This is a genomic window from Vibrio vulnificus NBRC 15645 = ATCC 27562, from assembly GCF_002224265.1.
GTDB classification, from domain to species: domain Bacteria; phylum Pseudomonadota; class Gammaproteobacteria; order Enterobacterales; family Vibrionaceae; genus Vibrio; species Vibrio vulnificus.
In genome coordinates this window covers 1,139,675-1,161,881 of sequence record NZ_CP012881.1, presented here as the reverse complement: position 1 = coordinate 1,161,881, position 22,207 = coordinate 1,139,675, and the positions used below count along the sequence as shown (strand labels likewise).

General features: G+C 46.6%; 22 protein-coding genes. 8 read left to right on the top strand and 14 right to left on the bottom strand.

Annotated elements, in window-relative coordinates; translation table 11 throughout:
* Window positions 1-8: 8 nt before the first annotated feature.
* Window positions 9-977 carry a TAXI family TRAP transporter solute-binding subunit gene (locus AOT11_RS05230; protein ID WP_011078753.1) on the bottom strand — a complete coding sequence of 323 codons (969 nt, stop codon included), beginning with the start codon at window positions 975-977 and terminating at the stop codon, window positions 9-11.
* Window positions 978-1,342: 365 nt separating this feature from the next.
* Window positions 1,343-1,813 (bottom strand): transcriptional regulator ArgR, encoded by a 471-nt coding sequence (argR, locus tag AOT11_RS05225; RefSeq protein ID WP_011078752.1) that lies wholly within the window; start codon window positions 1,811-1,813, stop codon window positions 1,343-1,345.
* 372 nt (window positions 1,814-2,185) lie between these two features.
* Between argR and mdh the strand changes: the two genes are divergently transcribed.
* The gene (gene mdh, locus AOT11_RS05220) at window positions 2,186-3,118 is read left to right on the top strand and encodes a malate dehydrogenase (protein ID WP_013572475.1); all 933 of its coding nucleotides are present in this window, start codon (window positions 2,186-2,188) and stop codon (window positions 3,116-3,118) included.
* A gap of 122 nt (window positions 3,119-3,240) precedes the next feature.
* Here mdh and ispB read toward each other — a convergent pair whose 3' ends face one another.
* Window positions 3,241-4,212 (bottom strand): octaprenyl diphosphate synthase, encoded by a 972-nt coding sequence (gene ispB / locus AOT11_RS05215; RefSeq protein ID WP_013572474.1) that lies wholly within the window; start codon window positions 4,210-4,212, stop codon window positions 3,241-3,243.
* Between the two features lie 271 nt (window positions 4,213-4,483).
* Here ispB and rplU point away from each other — a divergent pair, with 271 nt between their 5' ends.
* The 6 genes from rplU to folA all read left to right on the top strand — a co-directional run bounded on the left by rplU (window position 4,484) and on the right by folA (window position 8,287).
* Entirely contained in the window at window positions 4,484-4,795 is a 312-nt protein-coding gene (rplU, locus tag AOT11_RS05210; protein ID WP_000271393.1) for a 50S ribosomal protein L21, read from the top strand.
* A 20-nt stretch (window positions 4,796-4,815) separates the two neighbouring features.
* Window positions 4,816-5,073, top strand: coding sequence for a 50S ribosomal protein L27 (rpmA, locus tag AOT11_RS05205; RefSeq protein WP_011078749.1), 258 nt, complete (start codon window positions 4,816-4,818; stop codon window positions 5,071-5,073).
* 155 nt (window positions 5,074-5,228) lie between these two features.
* Window positions 5,229-6,398 (top strand): Obg family GTPase CgtA, encoded by a 1,170-nt coding sequence (gene cgtA, locus AOT11_RS05200; protein ID WP_017421240.1) that lies wholly within the window; start codon window positions 5,229-5,231, stop codon window positions 6,396-6,398.
* 159 nt (window positions 6,399-6,557) lie between these two features.
* Window positions 6,558-7,325 (top strand): threonine/serine exporter family protein, encoded by a 768-nt coding sequence (locus AOT11_RS05195; protein ID WP_013572472.1) that lies wholly within the window; start codon window positions 6,558-6,560, stop codon window positions 7,323-7,325.
* Window positions 7,313-7,789: a threonine/serine exporter family protein gene (locus tag AOT11_RS05190; protein WP_011149394.1), complete on the top strand. Its 477-nt coding sequence runs from the start codon at window positions 7,313-7,315 to the stop codon at window positions 7,787-7,789. Before AOT11_RS05195 ends, AOT11_RS05190 begins: the two co-directional genes overlap by 13 nt.
* Before the next feature lie 9 nt (window positions 7,790-7,798).
* Window positions 7,799-8,287 (top strand): type 3 dihydrofolate reductase, encoded by a 489-nt coding sequence (gene folA / locus AOT11_RS05185; RefSeq protein ID WP_017421241.1) that lies wholly within the window; start codon window positions 7,799-7,801, stop codon window positions 8,285-8,287.
* A gap of 28 nt (window positions 8,288-8,315) precedes the next feature.
* Here the strand turns inward: folA and apaH are convergent, their stop codons facing one another.
* From apaH to lptD, 6 genes are read right to left on the bottom strand one after another with little or no spacing between them, the layout of a single operon-like run.
* On the bottom strand, window positions 8,316-9,125 hold the full coding sequence (gene apaH / locus AOT11_RS05180) for a bis(5'-nucleosyl)-tetraphosphatase (symmetrical) ApaH (RefSeq protein WP_017421242.1): 810 nt from the start codon (window positions 9,123-9,125) through the stop codon (window positions 8,316-8,318).
* A 14-nt stretch (window positions 9,126-9,139) separates the two neighbouring features.
* A complete protein-coding gene (gene apaG / locus AOT11_RS05175; protein ID WP_011078743.1) occupies window positions 9,140-9,520 on the bottom strand; it encodes a Co2+/Mg2+ efflux protein ApaG in 381 nt (126 codons plus the stop codon).
* A 59-nt stretch (window positions 9,521-9,579) separates the two neighbouring features.
* On the bottom strand, window positions 9,580-10,386 hold the full coding sequence (gene rsmA / locus AOT11_RS05170) for a 16S rRNA (adenine(1518)-N(6)/adenine(1519)-N(6))-dimethyltransferase RsmA (RefSeq protein WP_011078742.1): 807 nt from the start codon (window positions 10,384-10,386) through the stop codon (window positions 9,580-9,582).
* Window positions 10,383-11,369, bottom strand: coding sequence for a 4-hydroxythreonine-4-phosphate dehydrogenase PdxA (pdxA, locus tag AOT11_RS05165; protein ID WP_017421243.1), 987 nt, complete (start codon window positions 11,367-11,369; stop codon window positions 10,383-10,385). Before pdxA ends, rsmA begins: the two co-directional genes overlap by 4 nt.
* A complete protein-coding gene (gene surA, locus AOT11_RS05160) occupies window positions 11,362-12,648 on the bottom strand; it encodes a peptidylprolyl isomerase SurA (protein WP_026050469.1) in 1,287 nt (428 codons plus the stop codon). Before surA ends, pdxA begins: the two co-directional genes overlap by 8 nt.
* A gap of 50 nt (window positions 12,649-12,698) precedes the next feature.
* Window positions 12,699-15,029, bottom strand: coding sequence for an LPS assembly protein LptD (lptD, locus tag AOT11_RS05155; RefSeq protein WP_017421245.1), 2,331 nt, complete (start codon window positions 15,027-15,029; stop codon window positions 12,699-12,701).
* 147 nt (window positions 15,030-15,176) lie between these two features.
* Here lptD and djlA point away from each other — a divergent pair, with 147 nt between their 5' ends.
* The gene (djlA, locus tag AOT11_RS05150) at window positions 15,177-16,040 is read left to right on the top strand and encodes a co-chaperone DjlA (protein ID WP_013572466.1); all 864 of its coding nucleotides are present in this window, start codon (window positions 15,177-15,179) and stop codon (window positions 16,038-16,040) included.
* Window positions 16,041-16,124: 84 nt separating this feature from the next.
* On the opposite strand, the gene AOT11_RS05145 is transcribed toward djlA, so the two are convergent.
* From AOT11_RS05145 to leuA, 5 genes are all read right to left on the bottom strand, one after another.
* Complete coding sequence (locus tag AOT11_RS05145) at window positions 16,125-16,907, bottom strand: DUF547 domain-containing protein (RefSeq protein ID WP_013572465.1); 783 nt, start codon at window positions 16,905-16,907, stop codon at window positions 16,125-16,127.
* A gap of 133 nt (window positions 16,908-17,040) precedes the next feature.
* A complete protein-coding gene (gene leuD, locus AOT11_RS05140; protein ID WP_011149402.1) occupies window positions 17,041-17,643 on the bottom strand; it encodes a 3-isopropylmalate dehydratase small subunit in 603 nt (200 codons plus the stop codon).
* Between the two features lie 11 nt (window positions 17,644-17,654).
* Window positions 17,655-19,055 carry a 3-isopropylmalate dehydratase large subunit gene (gene leuC, locus AOT11_RS05135; RefSeq protein WP_017421247.1) on the bottom strand — a complete coding sequence of 467 codons (1,401 nt, stop codon included), beginning with the start codon at window positions 19,053-19,055 and terminating at the stop codon, window positions 17,655-17,657.
* Between the two features lie 19 nt (window positions 19,056-19,074).
* Entirely contained in the window at window positions 19,075-20,166 is a 1,092-nt protein-coding gene (gene leuB, locus AOT11_RS05130) for a 3-isopropylmalate dehydrogenase (protein WP_011149404.1), read from the bottom strand.
* Window positions 20,167-20,252: 86 nt separating this feature from the next.
* Complete coding sequence (gene leuA / locus AOT11_RS05125; RefSeq protein ID WP_017421248.1) at window positions 20,253-21,800, bottom strand: 2-isopropylmalate synthase; 1,548 nt, start codon at window positions 21,798-21,800, stop codon at window positions 20,253-20,255.
* Between the last annotated feature and the right edge of the window lie 407 nt (window positions 21,801-22,207).

Genomic DNA, 22,207 nt, shown 5'->3' with positions numbered 1-22,207 from the left:
GGGGTTGCTTATTTCAGCAGACCCACTTCTTTGTAGTATTTCACTGCACCTGGGTGTAGTGGGATAGAAATACCAGCGCTCACCATATCCTCTTTCTTAAGGGTAGCAAACGCAGGGTGTAGACGTTTGAAGGTATCGAAGTTCTCGAATACCGCTTTCGCCACGTTGTAAGCCACGTCGTCAGACACATCGGCAGTGGTGACAAGCGTTGCCGCTACACCAAAGCTCTTCACGTCTTTATCAGTGCCACGGTACATACCAGCAGGCACGGTGCTGTAAGCATAGTATGGGTTGTCAGCAACAATTTTGTCGATCTGTGGACCTGTCGCGGACACCAATTTTGCGTCACAAGAGGTAGTCGCTTCTTTGATTGAGCCGTTTGGGTGACCAACCATGTAAATGAACGCGTCGATCTTGTTGTCACATAGGGCTTGCGAACGCTCAGAACCTTTTAGCTCTGATGCTAGCTTGAAGCTGTCGTTGTTCCAACCCATAGCATCCATCACCACGCTCATCGTTGCGTGATCGCCCGAGCCAGGGTTACCGATGTTGACGCGCTTGCCTTTCAGATCTTCAAGCTTGTCGATGCCTGCGTCAGAGCGTGCAATGATGTTAAAAGGTTCGGTATGAAGAGAGAACATGGCACGCAGCTTAGTGTAAGGGCCTTGCTCTTCAAATTTACTAGTGCCTTTGTAGCCATGGTATTGCCAGTCAGACTGAACAATACCAAAGTCCAACTCGCCAGAGCGGATGGTATTGACGTTGTAGATCGAACCGCCCGTTGATTCTACAGAACAACGGATATTGTGATCTTTACGATCTTTGTTGACCAGTTTACAGATGGCGCCACCCGTAGGGTAGTAAACACCCGTCACTGAACCTGTACCAATCGTAATAAATTCTTGAGCGTGAACCGCACCTGCGCCCATAACGGCAGCAGCAATTGCACCCACTTTAATCAGCGTATTTAATGCCATGAATGTTCCTTCCTTTATCCATTATTAACCCAGAAGCATAACAAATTATCTTCAGGGGTTTCCTGTTTGGAAACGGCATCTTTTCCAATCCAATCGTTTGGAAAAGTGGCGGAATAATAACAAATAATTGGCAGATAATTATACAATTGTTAAAACTTATAGCGAAAAAATCTAAGGAAAGAGAATAGGAGTGACGTTTTTTTAGTGTTAGGTTCTTTTAGATCAATGAGTTAAATTGATGCTTATCTTGGTAGAGATTTGGTTGAATGCGTGAATTAGGTCACGAACAATTAACGCCTATTTGAATGCATTTCAAACAAAATGCTCACCAAAGCATCGCTAAAGTGAGCATTGTTTGCCGTTAGTTAGCCCGCGTATTCAAACAATTCGCAGACCGATTTGAACAGTTGTTCTGTCGTGATTGTTAGGGTAGGGGTAATGAAGATGGTGTCATCACCCGCCACCACGCCAAGGATGCCTTCCGATTTACCAAGAGAATCGAGCATACGGGCAATAAGCTGTGCCGCTCCTGGGCCAGTATGGATGACCACTAATGCTTGGTTATGGTCAACATCTAAAACCAATTCACGCAAAGAACTGCTGACGGTCGGAACGCCCAGTTCGGTGGGTAGGCAGTAAACCATTTCCATTTTCGCATTGCGGGTACGAACGGCACCAAACTTGGTCAGCATGCGAGAAACTTTAGATTGGTTAATGTTTTCAAAGCCTTCTTGTTTCAGGGCTTCAACAATTTCACCTTGAGAACCAAAGCGTTCTTCTTTCAATAAAGCTTTAAAAGCGCGTACTAGGTTGTCTTGTTTTTCTGATGGGCGCATAAAATCCACATTCCATTTCTTAACGTTTTGCATATTTTCGCATAGATATTCACTCAGTGCCAAAAGCTGATTGCAATCTGTTAGTTGTATCACTGTAAATTTTAAACAGATTACTGTCCGATTAGCGCAGTGAATAGCGAACAAAGCAAGAAATGTAGTCAATTTCTTTCATGCTTAAGCCTTTGTCATACCTACAATTTATGTGGATAATGGCCGAAGTGAATGTGGCACGCGATAATCGAGTTGCGCAAGGTCGCAAAGCGAGCGTTAATTGATTGTAATCAAGTTGTAATTGCTATAGCGTTCTACACAGTTGTTTACAAAATACCCTACTAAAACGTCTATAAGAGATCGCTCTCAAGGAGAACTACAATGAAAGTAGCTGTTATTGGTGCCGCAGGTGGCATCGGTCAAGCCCTAGCTCTTTTACTGAAAAACCGCCTTCCAGCGGGTTCTGATTTAGCCCTATATGATATTGCTCCGGTTACTCCGGGTGTTGCTGCAGACCTAAGCCACATCCCAACCCCCGTTTCGATCAAAGGTTATGCCGGTGAAGATCCAACGCCAGCACTAGAAGGTGCTGATGTGGTTCTTATTTCTGCCGGTGTTGCGCGTAAACCAGGTATGGATCGTGCGGATCTATTTAATGTCAATGCTGGTATCGTCAAATCACTTGCTGAGCGCATTGCCGTGGTTTGTCCGAATGCTTGTATTGGTATCATCACCAACCCTGTGAACACCACTGTGCCAATTGCAGCAGAAGTTCTGAAAAAAGCGGGCGTTTATGACAAGCGTAAACTTTTTGGTGTGACGACGTTGGATGTGATCCGTTCAGAAACGTTTGTTGCTGAGCTGAAAGGTCAAGATCCAGGTGAAGTTCGTGTACCAGTGATCGGCGGTCACTCTGGTGTGACGATTCTGCCTCTTCTTTCTCAAGTGGAAGGTGTCGAGTTTAGCGACGAAGAAATCGCAGCCCTAACCAAACGTATCCAAAATGCAGGTACTGAAGTGGTTGAAGCGAAAGCGGGTGGCGGCAGTGCAACACTTTCAATGGGTCAGGCTGCGTGTCGTTTTGGTCTTGCACTCGTGAAAGCACTACAAGGTGAAGAAGTGATCGAATACGCTTACGTTGAAGGTAACGGTGAGCATGCTAGCTTCTTTGCACAGCCAGTGAAACTTGGCAAAGAGGGTGTTGAAGAGATCCTACCTTACGGTGAGCTAAGTGATTTCGAAAAAGCAGCTCTCGATGGCATGCTAGAAACGCTTAACAGTGACATTCAAATTGGCGTGGACTTCGTAAAGTAAGTCAGCGAATGTGAGTGTTAGAAAAACAAAGCCGATCGTTGGATCGGCTTTTTTGTTTGTGGTTGATAGTATTCGACTCAATAAAGAAGAAAGGGAGCCATTGCTCCCTTTCTTTGCTCTTACTATTTGCTGCGCTTGACTGCCATATGTGCAAGTGCAATCAATGCTTGCTTGTATTCAGACTCAGGTAATACCTGTAATTCCGCGATGGCCTTATCGGCTTCTTCCATTGCTTTTGCTTCAGTATAGGTCAACGAACCTGCTTGTTGCATTACAGCCAGAATGTCATCTAGACGTTCCATCCCATTGGCATTCTCGATCGCTTCGCGGATCATCTGCGCGTTTTCTGCATTGGTATGACGCATCGCATGTAACAAGGGCAGAGTAGGTTTGCCTTCAGCGAGATCATCCCCAACGTTTTTGCCCATTTCTTCGCCATCTGAGGTGTAATCCATCACATCATCGATCAACTGAAATGCGGTACCGAGATACTTGCCATAATTTTGCAGTGCGGTTTCGACTTCCGCGGGAGCATCATTGAGTATGGCCCCAATCTGCGTTGCGGCTTCAAACAGGCGTGCGGTCTTAGAGTAGATCACCTGCATGTAGCTTTCTTCAGTGGTATCAGGATCGTTACAGTTCATTAACTGCAATACTTCCCCTTCTGCAATGATGTTAACGGCATCGCTCATGAGCTTCAGGATCTTCATGGATCCTAGTTCTGTCATCATCTGAAAGGAGCGTGTGTAGATGAAGTCGCCAACCAAAACGCTGGCAGCGTTGCCAAAGGCAGCGTTAGCGGTGGCTTTGCCACGACGCATATCAGACTCATCCACCACATCATCGTGCAGCAAGGTTGCGGTATGAATAAACTCGATGAAAGCGGCTGCGGTTGTGTGAGCATTACCCTGATAGCCTAACGCTCGCGCTGAAAGCACGGCCAAAAGAGGGCGAAGACGTTTGCCACCACCACTGATGATATAAAAACCAAGTTGATTGATTAAAGAGACATCAGAATTGAGTTGGGCTTGAATTGTTTCATTCACTTTTGCCATGTCATCGGCAGTAAGCGCTTGGATAGTTTTAAAATCCATCGTATATCCGGCTGAAGTTAGACCCTGCAAGGCTTAATCGATTTGTATAATTGTCGAATAATACACTAAAAAACATTGATTAATACATTACTAAAGGGCATGATTGCCGCACTTTTATTTGGCGATTAGCTTTTCGCCAATTTTTTCAAAATATGGCTTGTCATAGGGAGATCCTTTCTGTAGAATCTGCGCCCTATTGATGATTAGTTTAGCGCACACCCTTATTGCACAAAATATAGGCATAGGCTGTGCGGAAAGAGCGGAGTAAAATATGTACGCTGTTTTCCAATCTGGTGGTAAACAACACCGTGTAAGCGAAGGTCAAACTCTTCGTTTAGAGAAATTAGACGTTGAAACTGGTGCAACTGTTGAATTTGATAAAGTTCTTCTTGTTGCTAACGGCGAAGACATCAAAGTTGGTGCTCCTCTAGTAGAGGGCGGTAAAGTAGTTGCTGAAGTTGTACAACACGGTCGTGGCGATAAAGTTAAAATCGTTAAGTTCCGTCGTCGTAAGCACTCTCGTAAGCAACAAGGTCACCGTCAGTGGTTCACGGAAGTGAAAATCACTGGTATCAACGCGTAATCTATTAGGAGAGTTTAACAATGGCACACAAAAAAGCTGGTGGTTCTACTCGTAACGGCCGCGACTCAGAAAGCAAACGTCTGGGTGTAAAACGTTTTGGTGGTGAATCTGTTCTTGCAGGTAACATCATCGTTCGTCAACGCGGTACTCAGTTCCACGCTGGTAACAACGTTGGCCTAGGTAAAGACCACACTCTATTCGCTCTAACTGACGGTAAAGTTAAGTTCGAAGTGAAAGGTCCTAAAAACCGTAAATTCGTAAGCATCGAAGCTGAGTAATTTAGGTTTCTAGCAGAATCGAAAAACCCTGCCGTAATGGTGGGGTTTTTTATTGCAGTCGACATATTCAAAACACCCTCTCATGGTGTCTTCGATCTGTCATCTGCTAAAATGTAGTGATATTGATTTACGGGCGAAAGTAGCCGGAGTAAGAAATGAAATTCGTTGATGAAGCGGTAATTAAAGTTCAAGCTGGCGACGGCGGAAACGGTGTTGTAAGTTTCTGGCGTGAAAAATTCGTGACCAAAGGTGGCCCAGATGGTGGCGACGGTGGTGACGGTGGTGATGTATACATCCAAGCTGACGAAAACTTAAATACGCTGATTGACTACCGTTTTCAACGCTTCTATGAAGCGGAGCGTGGCCAAAACGGTAGTGGTGGTAACTGTACCGGTAAACGTGGTAAAGACATTACTTTACGCGTGCCAGTTGGTACACGTGCAGTCGATATTCATACCAATGAAACTGTGGCGGAAGTCGCTGAGCACGGAAAGAAAGTCATGGTCGCCAAAGGCGGCTGGCATGGTTTAGGTAACACGCGTTTTAAATCGTCAGTGAACCGCGCGCCACGTCAGAAAACCATGGGTACAAAAGGTGAGATTCGCGAACTGCGTTTGGAGCTATTGCTATTGGCTGATGTGGGTATGTTAGGTTTGCCGAATGCTGGTAAATCAACCTTTATCCGCGCTGTCTCTGCAGCGAAACCGAAAGTCGCGGATTACCCGTTTACTACCTTGATCCCAAGTCTCGGTGTTGTGAGTGTTGTTCCTGAGAAAAGCTTTGTTGTTGCTGATATTCCAGGGTTGATTGAAGGTGCGGCTGATGGCGCTGGTTTGGGGATTCGTTTCCTTAAACACTTAGAACGTTGTCGTGTACTGCTGCATATGATCGATATTTTCCCAATTGATCAATCGGATCCTGTACAAAATGCGCTGACCATCATTGATGAGTTAGAGCAATACAGCGAGAAATTGGCCAATAAACCTCGTTGGTTAGTATTTAACAAGGTGGATCTTGTTAGTGAAGAGCAAGCGGATGAGATCATTCAAGAAGTGATTGATGCGCTAGGCTGGGAAGAGCAATACTTCAAGATCTCAGCGGTGAATCGCCAGGGTACTAAAGAGCTTTGTTACAAACTCGCTGACTTTATGGAACAGTTGCCACGTGAAGAGCAAGAAGTCTCTGAAGAAGAGAAAGTGAACTTCATGTGGGATTACCATCCAGATGCAAATCAAGGCGAAGTTATCACTGAAGATGATGACGACGACTGGGATGACTGGGACGATGAAGAAGATGACGGTCACGTTATCTACGTTCGTGAGTAATCGAGATATTACGATTAAAAGCCGCAATATTATTTGCGGCTTTTTTGCATCTAAATCATGTTTAGTCCGATTTTTTTCGGGCAGAATATTTGTTTTTCGAGGCGCTTTTGCCTTTTGTTTCAATTAACAGGTCCGATTAAAAGGAATTAGGAAGTTGTTATGGCATCAACACAGCGAGCCATCTCTCGGCTGGTCGCACAAGCGGGGCAGATGTTATTAGCGCATGGAGCGGAAAGTACCTTGGTGGGCGATATTATGCGCCGCATTGGTATTGCATCTGGCGTCAGTGAAGTCGAAGTGGCGCTCTCTGCCAACGCATTGGTTGTCACCACTGTGATGGATGGTCACTGCATTACCACCACGCGCAGCTGCGTCGATCGTGGTATCAATATGAAAGCGGTCACCGAAATTCAGCGGATTTGCATCATGATGGAAAAAGGGATGCTTGATCCGATGATGGCTCAGAGAAAACTGAATAATATCAGTCCAGAGCGTTACAACCGCTGGTTAGTGGTGTTTATGATCGGCCTCTCTTGCGCCTCTTTTGCTCGTTTAGCGGGGGGAGATTGGGCCGTGTTTGCGATGACATTTTTGGCTTCGGCTTGCGGCATGATCGTTCGTCAAGAAATCGGACATCGTCATTTCAACCCACTCTTGAACTTTGCCGCAACGGCGTTTGTGACCACCCTTATCTCTGCACAAGCGGTCATTCTTGAAATTGGCAACTTGCCGACGGTGGTGATGGCATCTTCTGTGTTAATGCTGGTTCCTGGTTTCCCATTGATTAACTCGGTTGCAGATATGCTGAAAGGCCATATCAATATGGGTATTGCTCGCTTCGTTATGGCGAGTTTACTGACGTTGGCGACCAGCTTAGGGATTGTCGCGGCGATGAGTGTAACGGGTATTTGGGGATGGTCGAGCTAATGGAATTGCTAGTCGGTTTACTCAACGATATGTTTTTTGCCGCGATTCCTGCGGTTGGGTTTGCATTGGTGTTCAATGTGCCACCGAGAGCGTTAATTTATTGTGCGCTCGGCGGTGCCATTGGTCATGGCAGTCGATATTTAATGATGAAATTTGGCATTCCGATTGAATGGGCGACGTTTTTTGCGGCTACGTTAGTCGGGATGATTGGTGTGTACTGGTCACGGCGTTTGTTGGCGCACCCGAAGGTGTTTACTGTCGCTGCATTGATTCCAATGGTTCCCGGCGTATTCACTTTTAAAGCCATGATCGCAATGGTGGAGATCAATCATCTTGGCTATACCCCAGAGTTGGTGGCGGTTTGTATGGAAAACTTTTTAAAAGCGATGTTCATCATTGCGGGACTGGCGGTTGGCCTTGCCGTTCCTGGGCTGTTATTCTACCGCCGCAGACCAATAGTGTAAGGAAGAGAGATGATCATCAGTATGATTGCCGCGATGGCAAAGCAAAGAATCATTGGTAAAGATAACCAGATGCCTTGGCATCTTCCCGCAGATTTTGCTTGGTTCAAACGCTGCACGATGGGGAAACCGGTCGTGATGGGGCGTAAAACGTATGATTCGATCGGACGTCCGTTGCCAGGGCGATTGAATATAGTGATTAGTCGTGACGAAAGCTTGGTTATTGAGGGGGTCACTATGGCCAACTCGATTGCGCATGCCTTAGCGTTAGCGGGGAATGTGGATGAAGTGATGATCATCGGTGGCGGTTCAATTTACGCTGAGTGTTTACCAAAAGCAGACAAACTTTATCTGACGTTTATCGATGCCACTATTGATGGTGATACTCAGTTTCCTGATTGGGGGGAGCAATGGTATGAGAGCCATCGCGAACATTATTCTGCTGATGAGAAAAATGGCTACGCGATGGATTTTGTTATTTTAGAAAGAGAGAATTGCTAGTTTGCTAGTTTGCTAGTTTGCTAGTTTGCTAGTTTTCTAGTGCCTTCTGACTAAATACTTGTTTGTCTTCCCAGCGGATCATAGTCAGGCTGCCATTCCAAACGCAGCCTGTATCTAGTCCAATTACTTCTTCGCTGATATAGCCTTCTAAAGCCGCCCAATGACCAAATAAAACGGGTTTCTCAAGTGATCGACGCTGTGGCAGTGCAAACCAAGGCATCAGTTCGCTCTCTTTTACTTCTGATGGTGGCAGTTTGCAATCCATATCCAAACGCCCATCGGCAAAGCAAAATCGCATGCGTGTAAAGGCATTGATGATGTAACGGTAGCGATCCAAGCCGGAGAGATTGTCCTGCCAGAGATCGGGTTGGTTACAGTACATGTTCTCAATCAGCCAGCGGTAATTTTCGCTGCGCAGCAGGCTTTCTACTTCCTCGGCACACAAACGTGCTGTCGCAAGATCCCATTGAGGCGAGATGCCTGCGTGGCAAACGACAAATTTGGGATGTTCTGCAAGAAGCGGTTGCTGGCGCAGCCAGTGGAGGAGTTCATTACCATCTTCACTTGCAAAAATTGGCGCTGTTTTGTCTTTGGCTTTGTTATTGCGAATCCCCAGAGATACGGCAATGAGATGGAGATCGTGGTTACCCAGAACCACTTTGGCACTGTTGCCGAGTGATTTGATAAATCTCAGTGTTTCTAATGACTTTGGTCCGCGCGCGACCAAATCACCAGCGACCCAGAGTGTATCCTGGTTTTTATCGAACTGGCACTGCGCTAATAGCAGCATCAATTCATCAAAACAGCCTTGGATGTCTCCAACAATATAGTTTGCCAAATTATTGCCTCAAATCAGTTAAGAATGTTGGGAACCGCGAGGCGGAAAGGTTCAATTTCGACGACAAATTCTTTGCCTTGAGCGTCGTGCATGATGTATTGACCTTGCATGACGCCAACTGGGGTGTCTAATGCGGTGCCACTGCTGTAAGTGTACTCATCACCAGCGTCGATAAACGGTTGTTGGCCGACGACGCCATCGCCTTCGACAGAGATCTGTTTGCCATTGGCATCGGTGATCAACCAACGTCGACTAAGCAGTTGCACGCTCTCTGAACTGTGGTTTTTAATGGTAATGATGTAAGCGAAGATATAGCGAGCAAGTTCAGGATTGGATTGTTCTTCGACGTATTTGGTGTGAACTTGAATTTGGATACGGGGTTGAGATACGTCCATGCTGACTCCGTGTTGGAAAAGCAGAGAGTGAGTCTATGCTCACTCTCATACCGATAGATTTATTTATGGTTAGCATCCAGCCAGTTTGCCATCGCCACAAATTGCTGCAGCGTCAGATTCTCTGGACGCATGCCAGGGTTTACCCCGAGTTCTTCAAGAACTTGCTCACTCATCAGCGACTTATAACAGTTACGCACGGTTTTGCGGCGTTGGTTAAAGCCTTCGCGGCAGACGCGTTCTAGCCATTGTAGGTTATTTGCTGGGTGAGGTAAGGTCTCGTAAGGAACGAGGCGAACCACTGCTGAGTCGACTTTCGGTGGTGGTACAAAGGCGGTTGGTGGTACTTCCAACACGGGTACCACTTTACAGTAGTATTGTGCCATCACCGTTAGACGACCATAGGCTTTGCTACCCGGACCTGCAGCAAGGCGGTTCACCACTTCTTTTTGCAACATAAAGTGCATGTCTTGAATGTCTTTATGAAATTCAAATAGGTGGAACATCAGCGGTGTTGAAATGTTGTAAGGCAGGTTGCCAAAAATACGTAACTTATTGTTTGGTTTCACTAATTGAGTGAAATCAAAACGCATCGCATCCCCTTCATGAATCGTCAGTTTGTCTGCCAATTCTGGATGAGTACGAAGGCGCTCCGCCAAATCTCGGTCAAGTTCGATAACGGTGAATTTGTCCACTTCGCGGCCAACTGGCTCGGTAATCGCGCCTAAACCAGGACCGATTTCAACCAGGTTTTGTCCCGGTCTTGGGTTAATGGCCGAGACGATACCATCAATAATGTATGGATCGTTAAGGAAGTTCTGACCAAAGCGTTTACGCGCTTTGTGCCCCATATGGACATCATTTCTCATTGTTTTTTCTCTACCAGTTCTATCGCATGCTGAAGTGCTGTTCGGAAGCTCCCTGTATCCGCTTGGCCAGTCCCGGCTAAATCGAGTGCAGTTCCGTGATCTACCGATGTTCTTATAAAGGGTAGACCAAGAGTAATGTTGACCGACTGACCAAATCCCTTGTATTTCAACACAGGCAAGACTTGGTCGTGATACATTCCTAGAACAGCATCGGCATCGTTTAAATATTTTTCATTGAAAATGGTGTCTGCTGGCAATGGGCCTAGCAGATGGATTCCTTTTTCTTGACGAATTTTTTCCAGCGTCGGCGTGATGGTTTCAATCTCTTCACGGCCTAAGCATCCGTCCTCTCCTGCGTGCGGGTTTAGTCCACACACGTAAATCTTAGGCTCGGCAATGGCGAATTTTTCTACTAAGTCGCGATGCAAAATATCGATGATCTTCTGCAATCGCTCTGCAGTGACCGCTTTCGACACATACGCCAATGGAATATGTGTCGTGACAAGCGCTACTCTTAAGCCTTCGGTGGCTAACATCATGACCACAAGAGGCGTGTTTGATAGCTCGGCAAAAAACTCGGTATGGCCGCTAAAAGCAACCCCAGCTCGGTTAATCACCCCCTTGTGAACAGGGCCGGTGACAATAGCATCAAATTCGCTTTTCATACAGCCTAAAGCGGCTCTTTCCAGCGTTTTTAATACATAATGACCATTCTCTTCATTGAGCTGCCCTGCCACACAAGTGCTCGGCATATCGATATGCTCGACCACTAATGTCCCCGCTTGTTGGGGGGAGGGGGCAGTTGAAGCATCATAATCAAGCAGGGTAACGTTAATCCCCAATTGCTCTGCACGTTGGGCGAGCATTTTTTTATCTGCACACACCACTAACTGGTGTGGCCAATGCTCTTTTGATAAAGCGAGAACAAGATCGGGACCAATGCCAGCGGGTTCTCCAGCTGTCACCACTAAGCGTTTAACCATCGTTTTCTTCCTCGTTGATGATTTCGACAAACGCACCTGCTCGAAGCTCTTGCATCCAAGCGCCGACTTCCTCGTTGAATTTACGATTAAAGAGGATGCGATAGGCCTTATTTTTCATCGCAGAGTCGGTGCGGTCGACTTCACGGCGGTCAAGCACTTCAACAATATGCCAGCCATGCACGGTCTTAAAGGGTTCACTGATGGTTCCTACCGGCAATGTTTCAACTTGGTGCTTAAACTCGGGCACATAGAGGTCGGGTGTTTGATAGCCCAACTCACCGTCTTGTGCTGCGGAACCTGGGTCTTGGCTGTATTGCTGCGCCAACTCACCAAAGGTTGCTTCACCTGCGCGAATTCGACGGATAAACTCATTCAGTTCGCGCTGAGCACCTTCATCGCTCAAAATGACCGTTGGTTTTAACAGAATGTGTCGTGCATTCACCTCAGTGACCGCAACGGTTTCCAACCCTTTTACGTCTTCAATTTTTAAAATATGAAAACCAACACCACTGCGGAATGGACCAATGATGCTGCCTTTATTTTGCATCTTGATTTGGTCAGCAAAAATGGTTGGCATCTCTTCTTTACGCATCCAACCCCAATCACCGCCTTGCAGTGCTTTTGGTCCTTTGGAATAAGTGTAAGCCATGGTGCTGAAATCAGCCCCTTGCTTGAGCTTTTCAACTAGCTCTTTCGCTTGTGCTTCCAAGGCCGATTTGTCTTGCCCATCAGTAAAACGCAACTGAATGTGGCCAATACGATACTCAACGCTAGCGTTGGTTTCTTTCGATAGCAGTTCAGCGAGGTTATCCACTTCTGCCGGCAAAATATTGATACGACGTCTCACCAAGGCATTTCGTGCTTCAGATGCCGCCATCTCTTTACGAATTTGTTCGCGAAACTCTGCGTAACTCACCCCTTCGCTGGCAATGGCCGTCGAGAGTTCGTCGATGGTTTGATTATTGTTGCGTGCGATTTCCTCAATTGCTTGATTGAGACGTGTATCATCAATGCGCACGCCAATGCGGTCGGCTTCTTGTGTTTGCAGTGTATCGATGATCAATTTATCGACGATTTGTTCGTTTAGCACGTCAGCATCGGGTAGGGCTTGTCCGCTTTTTTTCGCGTTAGCGCGCAAGGTTTTGGTCGCGGTATCAATATCACTTTGTAAGATCACACCATCGTTGACGATCACGGCGACCTTATCTAGCTCAACAGGAGCAGAAACGGCGCTGCCAGTGACCAGCATGCCAAGTAAAAGGGTTTTCCAAATGTTCATTTTGTAATCCATATAACGTTTTGTCTCTTTCGATAAGGTCATCAAAAGTACTAATTATTCAGATAGAAAGGGCGACCGTAGGTAATCGCGTTATCTGTGCTATCCAATTCTTTTGCAGCGGTTTCTGCTTTATTCTTGGTTGCAAAACCTTGAATGCCAAAGTTTACGCTGATGTTGGTATCGTAGACCGGATTGTTATTATCCCCACCGACCACGTCATTGCGCCATTTCACTAATTGGTTGGTGTAAGTAAAACCGATATACCAACAATCTGATTGGTATCGCAAACTGGCCATCCATTCCAAGTCGATCTCTTCGGTCAAATCGTAATAATACTGACCGCTTGCAGACCAATGGCGGTTAATGTTGTAGGCTCCGACAATCCCCGCTTGCGAAATTCCTTTGCGGGTAATCTTGTCTAACTCATCAAAGCTGATGGTATCTTCGATGTAATCTTTGGTGACATAGCGATAATTACCTTGAACAAAGCCATCGGTAAACTGATATTCCAAGGTGCTGTTGGCCAACTGCATCGCATTGAGATCGATGTCGTATTGGATCCCACCGTGATAGAACAAAAAGTCTTCGTAGTTGAAATCGGTCTCTACGGCCCAAGAGGAATAGTTTGACGTTTCTTCTTGGTTACCTGTCAATTTGGTTTTCTTGTCAATGTAGTAAATTTGACCGAAAGAGATGTTCAAGCGCTCCTTGTACTCATCGTCAAAGAAGCGAGTGCTGGCACCATAACTCAGTTGGTTTGCTGCGGCGATTTTGTCGATACTACTGTACTTACGACTGCGGAAGAGGCCGTAATAATCGGTTTGTAGCAGCGTCGTATCGTAGTTGTAGATATTGCCCTGTTCTTCTTCTGGTACATAGAGGTACTGAATTTGTGGCTCCAAACTTTGCGTGTAGCCTTCAAAGAGTTTCGCTTCACGCTCAAGATAAATACGAGCATGAGAGCGGTATTCAGGAATGACACGCGCAACGGTTTCATCCAACTGAGACTTTAGTGTTGGGTCGGTTAATCTATCAAGATCTTGCTGATAGTAGGTGGCTAAAAGGCGTGCTTCGGTCGTCCATGTCGCCCAACTGGTTGAGAGGGGAATGGTTAACCCAGGCTCGACGTGCGCACGCAGTGCATTCGGTTTCGAAGCATCTTGAATATCAAATTGTGTTAACTCACTTTTAACGTCAAAGTTGAGGTAATTACCAAGCAGTGGAGTGTAAAAGTTGAACTTCACCTGCGGCAGTAGTCGATAAGGTTGATTGTTATCTTGCAATAAGATTTGGAAGTCTCGCACTTGCAGCGACATATCCCAAAAATCGGAACGGTAAGCCACTTTGCCTTGTTGCATCAATTGGCCGTCTTCTCGGTTACCTAGATCGGAGCTCAAATCGCGGAAGTAATCGATGTCACTGACTTGAGAGTAGTCGAGAGAAACCAACCACTGCTTATTGATGATGCCATCATGTTTGTACTGATAACCCCAACGATCTTCATCGTTGTATTTTTCATCCCCAGGTAAGTATTCACCTTTGAGTTCACCAGAACCCCAGCCATCGCTTAGATAGCGGAAGTCTGCATCTTGCTTCACCCCACGCTGTTGCATGTAGAGTGTAGTGAGCGTTAAATCGTAATTGGGTGCAATGTTCCAGTAGAAAGGAACTTCGATTTCTAAACCATCGCTAGAACCATAGTTCACTGATGGAAAAAGAAAACCCGTTTTACGAGTGTTGCCGATCGGTAGAGTGAGGTAGGGAGCATAAAAAACCGGTACGTCGAGCACTTCAAACCGTGGGTGGTAAAAGGTTGCGGTTTCTTCATTTTGATCCACTTCAATACTCGATGCGACCAGACGCCATGCGTTGTCATCCGCAGGACAAGAGGTGATAGAGCCATCTTCTAATTCGTAAACCGCTTGGCCTGTTTTTGCGATGTAGGCCGCTTGGCCTCGTCCTTGCTGGCAAAGAAACTGATATTCAGTATTTTCTAGCGAGAAGGTCTCTGACGTCATATTATTGGTGACTTTGCTAGAGCTTGCTTTGACTTCGCCATCATTGAAAGTGACATTACCTTCTGCCACAACAATGTTTTCTTGTTGATGCAAGGTGACCGATTCTGCCGTAATTTTTTTGTTGCCTTGAGTGACTTCAACATCGCCCGAGTAAATGGCTTTGTCACCATTGATGGCTTGCAGGTTATCCGCTTGAATCACGATTTCAGCATTCGCATCATTTTTTTCAGCGTCGACCAAGCATTGATCAGTAGTGGGCATTTCCTGCACACTGTTGTTTAATATCGCTTCAGCTTGAGCGTAGGGGGCAAACAGAGCGGTGGCAATTGAAGCCGCTAAAAATGTCCGGGAGAAATGTTGCATTAAAGGAACTATCCTATGTCACTGCTGCTCGATGGCTCTATGATGGCCATGGTGAAAAAATGATTGCCTTATCATAAAGGAAATCCGTGCTTCCAGCACTATATGACCGTCAATGACGGGAAAAATTCATAGATAGAGAACTCACAAATGCAGATTTTTGGCAAAATTCTTGGTGCCTTTTTTGGTTTTTTGTTCGGCGGGGTGTTTGGGGCACTGTTCGGTTTATTTATTGGTCACCAATTCGACAAAGCACGACGCTTGAGTCAAGCGGGCTTTAAAACCGCAGGTTTTGGCCAAGGGCCAAGTCAAGCTCAGCGACAAGAGGAGTTTTTTAAGTCCGCTTTTGCTGTTATGGGACATGTGGCTAAAGCAAAAGGCCAAGTCACCAAGGAAGAGATCCAACTTGCCAGTGCAATGATGGATCGAATGAGCTTGCATGGCGAACAGCGCAGAGCAGCGCAAGATGCGTTTCGTGAAGGTAAAGAACGTGATTTCCCTCTGGAACAAGTCTTAGAGAGAGTCAAAATTGCCACTAGTGGCCGTTTTGATTTATTGCAGTTCTTTTTGGAATTACAGATCTCTGCGGCTTTTGCCGATGGCGATGTGCATCCAAGTGAACGAAATGTATTGCACAAGATTGCGCGAGGTTTAGGATTTTCGTCTGAACAGCTCGAGCGTCGTTTGCAGATGCAAGAAGCGGCATTTCGTTTCCAACGTCAGGGCGGATTTGGGGGACAACAGTATCAATCTCATCACTCATCTTCTCACGGTGGCTGGCAGCAAGCGTCGCAAACTGACCGTCTCGCGGATGCCTATAAGATCTTGGGCATTGACGCCAATGCCGATGGCAAAGAGGTGAAGCGCGCATATCGTAAGTTAATGAATGAGCACCACCCTGATAAATTGATGGCAAAAGGTCTACCGCCAGAAATGATGAATATGGCGAAAGAAAAATCGCAAGAAATTCAAAGTGCTTACGATCTTATTAAAAAAGAAAAAGGCTTCAAGTAACCAACAAAAAAACAGGACGATGAGATCGCCTGTTTTTTCTCATTCATGTAAAGAGAGAAAGGCCGTATTTCGGCCTTTCTGCGTTTATTGGGCTTGGTTGAGATTCCAGTCATAGTCGTACTCGATTTGACCAGAAAAATCTTGATACTGTGGCGCATAGCGGCCAATGTGGGAAAATAATCCCGCTTTTCCACCAAAATCATCCGCAAACCAATCGTATATGGAAGAGAGCTGCGCTTTATTACCTTGTCGTGATACGCCTTTGGCACTATTGATAAACTCTTTCGCTGCCGCGTCGAGCAAAGCCGGTGTGTTATCGGCTGTAAAGGCTTGCGGTTGCAGATTAGGACAACCTAGGCTGGCGCAGTTGACCGCATAATGGGTGCGTGGATCATTCCAGATCGGGCGCAAAATACGATGTTCGATGTCGTTGAGCGTTAATGGCTTGCTATTGATGGTGATGACTTCTTCATTCCACGGTCCAAAGCTAAACAAGCCACCTAACTTGGTAATAGACGTGAGCGGATAATTGTCGAGGATAAGATCAACCGTGATTGCATTGTAGAGATTCACCCAATAGGCATATTGCTCTGCGCGGTTGAGTATCAGCGGATTTTGCTTAGCCAGCGTAGTAAGGTATTGCTTAAGGGTCTGATGGTCTTGTGTCGACACTTGTGCATAGCGAAAAAGTGTATTTTCTCCTTGGCGAATCAAATAGCGATCGAGCAGTGTTTGCCAAGCTTGATGGGATACTTTGATGGTGCTTTGTTCGTCGGATGGTTGCCAATATGGCCAAAGATCCGACTTTGGTGCCGCGTAACTCGCAACAGAAAACAAGGTGAAAATCAGCAGTAAATATCGTCGCATCGGGAAATATCCTCTACAAAGCATGGTGTTTTAGTTTGATATAGGACCGTGACAAACGACGATCAATTTCATCGCCAGCAAACAAAATGGGAATAGCATGCTATTCCCATCGTTATCTAACTCAATGCAGAAATTAGCGCAGAAACGCAGGAATATCTGCTTCAAAAGCGGCGATCTTGTCCTCATGTTGTAGGGTCAAACCAATGTGGTCTAAACCATTCAACAAGCAGTGACGACGAAAGTCATCGATCTCAAATGAGTATTCTTTGCCATTTGCGCGCACTTTCAACGCTTCAAGATCTACTTCGATTTGTGCCCCTTCCGTCGCTTGCACATATTGGAACAGTTCATCGACTTCTTGTTCAGTTAAACGAACAGGCACCATTTGGTTATTGATCGAGTTGCCGTAGAAAATATCGGCAAAACTCGGTGCAATCATCGCACGAATACCATAGTCAGCCAGTGCCCAAGGGGCGTGCTCACGTGAAGAGCCACAACCGAAGTTCTCTCGTGCCAGCAGGATAGAGGCACCTTGGTAACGCGCGTGGTTCATGACAAATTCTGGATTGGGTTGTTCGCCCGCATCATCAAGAAAACGCCAATCATGGAAGAGGTGTTTGCCAAAACCTAAGCGAGAGACTTTTTGTAGAAACTGCTTGGGAATGATCGCATCGGTATCCACGTTCGCCGCATCAAGAGGAACCACCAAACCGGTGTGTTGTTTAAAACCTTGCATGTGTGTTCCCCTTATTTCCAATCTCGAATATCAACAAAATGACCAGCAATTGCCGCCGCGGCAGCCATGGCTGGGCTCACTAGATGTGTACGACCATCACGACCTTGGCGGCCTTCAAAGTTACGGTTTGAAGTTGACGCACAGCGCTCATGTGGCCCTAGACGATCATTGTTCATTGCCAGGCACATAGAGCAACCAGGTAGGCGCCATTCAAAACCCGCTTCTTTGAAAATGACATCCAAACCTTCGGCTTCGGCTTGCGCTTTGACTTGCTCAGATCCAGGAACAATCAGCGCTTGAACGTGTGACGCCACTTTGCGCCCTTTGGCAACGACAGCGGCGGCGCGCATATCTTCGATACGTGAGTTTGTGCAAGAGCCGACAAAGACTTTGTCGACTTTGTATTCAGACAGCGATTTACCGGCTTCCAGTCCCATGTACGCCAGTGCTTTTTCAGCGGACGCTTTTTCAACGGGATCGCTGAAGCTTTCTGGTGCTGGAATGGGCTCATCCACGGCAATCACCTGGCCAGGGTTCGTGCCCCACGTCACTTGAGGTTTGATATCGGCAGCGTTTAGCGTCACCACGGCATCAAATTTAGCGTCTTCATCGGTTTTGAGTGTTTTCCAGTATTCAACCGCCGCCTCCCAATCTGCGCCAGTTGGCGCGAATTTACGACCTTTGATGTAGTCGAAGGTGGTCTGGTCTGGTGCAATCAAGCCTGCTTTGGCACCTAACTCAATTGCCATATTGCACACGGTCATGCGGCCTTCCATGGAAAGGTCTGTAATTGCTTCACCACAAAACTCCACCACATAGCCCGTTCCACCCGCGGCGGTGGTTTTGCCAATGATGGCAAGGACGATGTCCTTGGCGGTGATACCGTCAGCGACTTTGCCTTGAACTTCGATTTTCATGGTTTTGGCGCGCGCTTGCTTAAGGGTTTGTGTTGCCAGCACGTGCTCGACTTCAGAAGTACCAATACCAAATGCCAGCGAACCAAACGCACCGTGTGTTGCGGTGTGAGAATCACCACAGACAATGGTCATGCCTGGTAAAGTGATGCCCAATTCTGGCCCCATAACATGCACAATGCCTTGATATTTATGGTTGATGTCGTACAAGGTGACACCGAATTCCTGACAGTTTTTGATCAGGGTTTCCATCTGAATACGGGCCATTTCACCAGACGCATTAATGTCCTTGGTGGTGGTGGATACGTTATGATCCATGGTCGCGAACGTTTTGCTCACTTGACGCACTTGGCGCCCCTTTTCACGTAAGCCATCAAACGCTTGTGGAGAAGTCACTTCATGCACTAAATGACGGTCGATATACAGGATCGGCGTCTCACCTTTTGCGGCAACCGCGATGTGTGCTTCATAAACTTTTTCGTATAGTGTTTTGCCCATTGCTCGAACTTCCGTGTTTTTATGAATTTAGAATGTATTGTGCGATCTTATCGCCCATTTCAGCGGTCGATAGTGCTGGTTTGTCACCGGCAAGATCGGCAGTCAGTTCACCGGCGGCTAGCGCTTGAGAAACCGCGTTTTCAATGTCTTGTGCTGCGGCCTCTTCACCAAGGCTATAACGTAGCATGAGAGCGGCTGAAAGGATTTGCGCGACTGGGTTAGCGATGTTTTTCCCTGCGATATCAGGCGCACTGCCACCTGCAGGTTCATACAGGCCGAATTTGCTTTCGTTTAGGCTGGCTGATGGCAACATGCCCATGGAACCCGTGATCATTGCACACTCGTCCGAAATAATGTCGCCAAAGATGTTGGAACAAAGCATGACGTCAAACTGCGCAGGATCTTTGATCAACTGCATCGTTGCGTTGTCGATATACATATGCGATAGCTCAACATCTGGGTAGTCTTTAGCGATCTCTTCGACGACTTCACGCCATAAGATAGAACTTTGCAGTACATTGGCTTTGTCGATAGAGCACACTTTCTTGCGGCGTAGGCGAGCCGACTCGAAGGCAATCTTCGCAATGCGTTCAATTTCAAAGCGGTGATAAATTTCTGTGTCGTACGCTTTTTCGTTGGCGCCTTCACCTTCACGGCCTTTGGGTTGACCGAAATAGATACCACCCGTTAGCTCACGCACGACGACAATATCAAAACCACGGCCCGAGATGTCGGCACGCAATGGTGAAAATGCTTCTAAGCCACTGTGAATTTGAGCAGGGCGAAGGTTGCAAAACAGCTGGAAGTGCTTACGTAGCGGTAGGAGCGCGCCACGCTCTGGTTGGTCGTTAGGTGGCAAATGTTCCCACTTAGGGCCGCCTACTGAACCAAACAGCACCGCGTCTGACTCTTCACATGCGGTCACCGTGCTTTGGGGGAGTGGACAGCCATGATTATCAATCGCAATACCGCCAACGTCGTGCTCTTCACGTTCGAAGTGAATCGCGTGTTTTTTCTCAATCGCATCCAGCACTTTGTGTGCTTGAGCCATTACTTCTGGGCCAATACCATCGCCAGGTAAAACGGCGATTTTGTAAGTTTTGTCTGTCATGTTAATCCTTTAATTATTGAATTTTATTGTGCTGTGTTGCAGCGAATTATGGGCATTCCGAGCACAATTAAGCACTCGGAATGCGGCTATACGGTTGCGACTTTTTTCTGTTTCATTTCGGCAATTTCGTTGGCACGATGAATACTGTTGATCACGTGCAGTAAAGCTTGACCTGATGCTTCAACGATATCCGTTGAGATACCCGTACCGTGGTACTTACGGCCTTTGTAATTGGCAATAATGTCTGCTTGGCCTAAGCCGTCTTCACCTTCCCCTTTGGCGGTGAGATCGAACTTGTCCAATACGATGTCGTAGCCCGTCAGACGGTAGATACATTGGTATAACGCATCAACAGGGCCATTACCAACGGCCGCTTCGCATTTCTCTTCATCGCCACACAACAACTTAATGCTGGTGGTCGCCATTACGCTGCCTGATTGCACGCTTAGGTAGTTCAGCTTGTAATAATCATCTTCTTCGCGCAGGTTAGAGAAGTGCATCAGTGCTTCTAGGTCATAGTCGAAGACTTGTCCTTTGCGATCCGCTAGTTTTAGGAAATCTTGGTATAACGCATCTAAGTTGTACTCATCTTCCTTATAGCCCATAGCATCCATGTGGCTCTTCACCGCAGCACGGCCACTGCGACTGGTTAGGTTCAGCGCTTGGTTCTTCAGGCCAATCGATTCTGGCGTCATGATTTCGTAAGTGTTCTTATTCTTTAGCATGCCATCTTGGTGGATTCCGGAAGAGTGGCTAAAGGCGTTGGCACCGACAATGGCTTTATTGGCTTGGATTGGCATGTTGCAAAGTTGGCTGACCAACTTACTGGTGCGATGGATTTCTTCGTGGTTGATGCCTGTTCGAACCCCTAGCAGCTCTTGACGAGTTTTGATGATCATGGCGATCTCTTCTAAAGAGCAGTTACCTGCTCGTTCACCAATGCCATTGATCGTCCCTTCAACCTGACGTGCACCTGCTTGAACAGCGGCGATGGAGTTGGCAACAGACATGCCTAAATCATCGTGACAGTGAACCGAAATGATCGCTTTGTCGATGTTCGGTACGCGGTTAAATAGGGTTTGAATAATACCGCCAAATTCGCTTGGTACAGTGTAGCCCACGGTATCTGGGATATTAATGGTACGTGCGCCCGCATTTATCGCGGCTTCTACCATGCGGCAAAGATTGTCGATAGGCGTACGTCCGGCATCTTCGCAAGAAAATTCCACATCGTCCGTGTATTTGCGGGCATGCTTCACCGCTCTAACACCCATTTCAACCACATCATCGTAGCTACGACGTAATTTGTCTTGTACGTGAATAGTCGAGGTGGAAATAAAAGTGTGGATACGGAATGCCTCTGCCACTTTCAAGGCTTCAGCAGCGGCATCAATGTCCTTTTCTACGGCGCGAGCAAGGGCACATACGCGGCTATTTTTAATGTTACGAGCGATGGTTTGTACGGACTCAAAATCACCAGGAGAAGAAACCGGGAAACCTGCTTCGATCACATCAACGCCAAGTCGTTCAAGCGCATAAGCAATCTGCAACTTCTCTTTTACCGTTAGGCTCGCTGATAACGCTTGTTCGCCATCACGTAACGTGGTGTCGAATATAATTACCTGATCGTTCATGTTCGCTTCCTTTTCTCGACAGTTAATCGATTTCTTCTGGTCAATGTTGTGTTTGGATATAAAAAAGCCCGCATCGATGTGCGGGCTGTTTGTTATTCTGTGTGGTTTATTTTTCTTCCACAGCCTACCCGCGCGATCTTGTCACGATGAGGAGGAGGTTCAGTAGGAAAGAAAAATGTGCTGTCATCTTGTTAAGCGTTCCACAAAATTAAGTTAACAGATTAGTACCGCACTCAGTGTGGCGCGTCAACCCTAAAGTTGATTTTTTATTCATATCCGATCAGTTGAGCGATAAAAATACGACTTGTTGGAAAAAACAACGTCAGACTCCTCTAGTGACGTCATTGTCTGTGGCATTTCTGCTCTTGCCGAGTATTGGATAGCAAAGATTAAGTGAGAGAGTGTTA

Coding starts and splice junctions, on each gene's coding strand:
- rpmA (WP_011078749.1), top strand. CDS start 4,816: ATGGCACACAAAAAAGCTGGTGGTTCTACTCGTAACGGCCGCGACTCA.
- ispB (WP_013572474.1), bottom strand. CDS start 4,212: ATGGATTTTAAAACTATCCAAGCGCTTACTGCCGATGACATGGCAAAA.
- AOT11_RS05230 (WP_011078753.1), bottom strand. CDS start 977: ATGGCATTAAATACGCTGATTAAAGTGGGTGCAATTGCTGCTGCCGTT.
- cgtA (WP_017421240.1), top strand. CDS start 5,229: ATGAAATTCGTTGATGAAGCGGTAATTAAAGTTCAAGCTGGCGACGGC.
- leuA (WP_017421248.1), bottom strand. CDS start 21,800: ATGAACGATCAGGTAATTATATTCGACACCACGTTACGTGATGGCGAA.
- rsmA (WP_011078742.1), bottom strand. CDS start 10,386: ATGAGAAATGATGTCCATATGGGGCACAAAGCGCGTAAACGCTTTGGT.
- folA (WP_017421241.1), top strand. CDS start 7,799: ATGATCATCAGTATGATTGCCGCGATGGCAAAGCAAAGAATCATTGGT.
- argR (WP_011078752.1), bottom strand. CDS start 1,813: ATGCGCCCATCAGAAAAACAAGACAACCTAGTACGCGCTTTTAAAGCT.
- lptD (WP_017421245.1), bottom strand. CDS start 15,029: ATGCAACATTTCTCCCGGACATTTTTAGCGGCTTCAATTGCCACCGCT.
- mdh (WP_013572475.1), top strand. CDS start 2,186: ATGAAAGTAGCTGTTATTGGTGCCGCAGGTGGCATCGGTCAAGCCCTA.
- rplU (WP_000271393.1), top strand. CDS start 4,484: ATGTACGCTGTTTTCCAATCTGGTGGTAAACAACACCGTGTAAGCGAA.
- AOT11_RS05195 (WP_013572472.1), top strand. CDS start 6,558: ATGGCATCAACACAGCGAGCCATCTCTCGGCTGGTCGCACAAGCGGGG.
- AOT11_RS05190 (WP_011149394.1), top strand. CDS start 7,313: ATGGTCGAGCTAATGGAATTGCTAGTCGGTTTACTCAACGATATGTTT.
- pdxA (WP_017421243.1), bottom strand. CDS start 11,369: ATGGTTAAACGCTTAGTGGTGACAGCTGGAGAACCCGCTGGCATTGGT.
- surA (WP_026050469.1), bottom strand. CDS start 12,648: ATGAACATTTGGAAAACCCTTTTACTTGGCATGCTGGTCACTGGCAGC.
- AOT11_RS05145 (WP_013572465.1), bottom strand. CDS start 16,907: ATGCGACGATATTTACTGCTGATTTTCACCTTGTTTTCTGTTGCGAGT.
- apaG (WP_011078743.1), bottom strand. CDS start 9,520: ATGGACGTATCTCAACCCCGTATCCAAATTCAAGTTCACACCAAATAC.
- leuB (WP_011149404.1), bottom strand. CDS start 20,166: ATGACAGACAAAACTTACAAAATCGCCGTTTTACCTGGCGATGGTATT.
- djlA (WP_013572466.1), top strand. CDS start 15,177: ATGCAGATTTTTGGCAAAATTCTTGGTGCCTTTTTTGGTTTTTTGTTC.
- leuC (WP_017421247.1), bottom strand. CDS start 19,055: ATGGGCAAAACACTATACGAAAAAGTTTATGAAGCACACATCGCGGTT.
- leuD (WP_011149402.1), bottom strand. CDS start 17,643: ATGCAAGGTTTTAAACAACACACCGGTTTGGTGGTTCCTCTTGATGCG.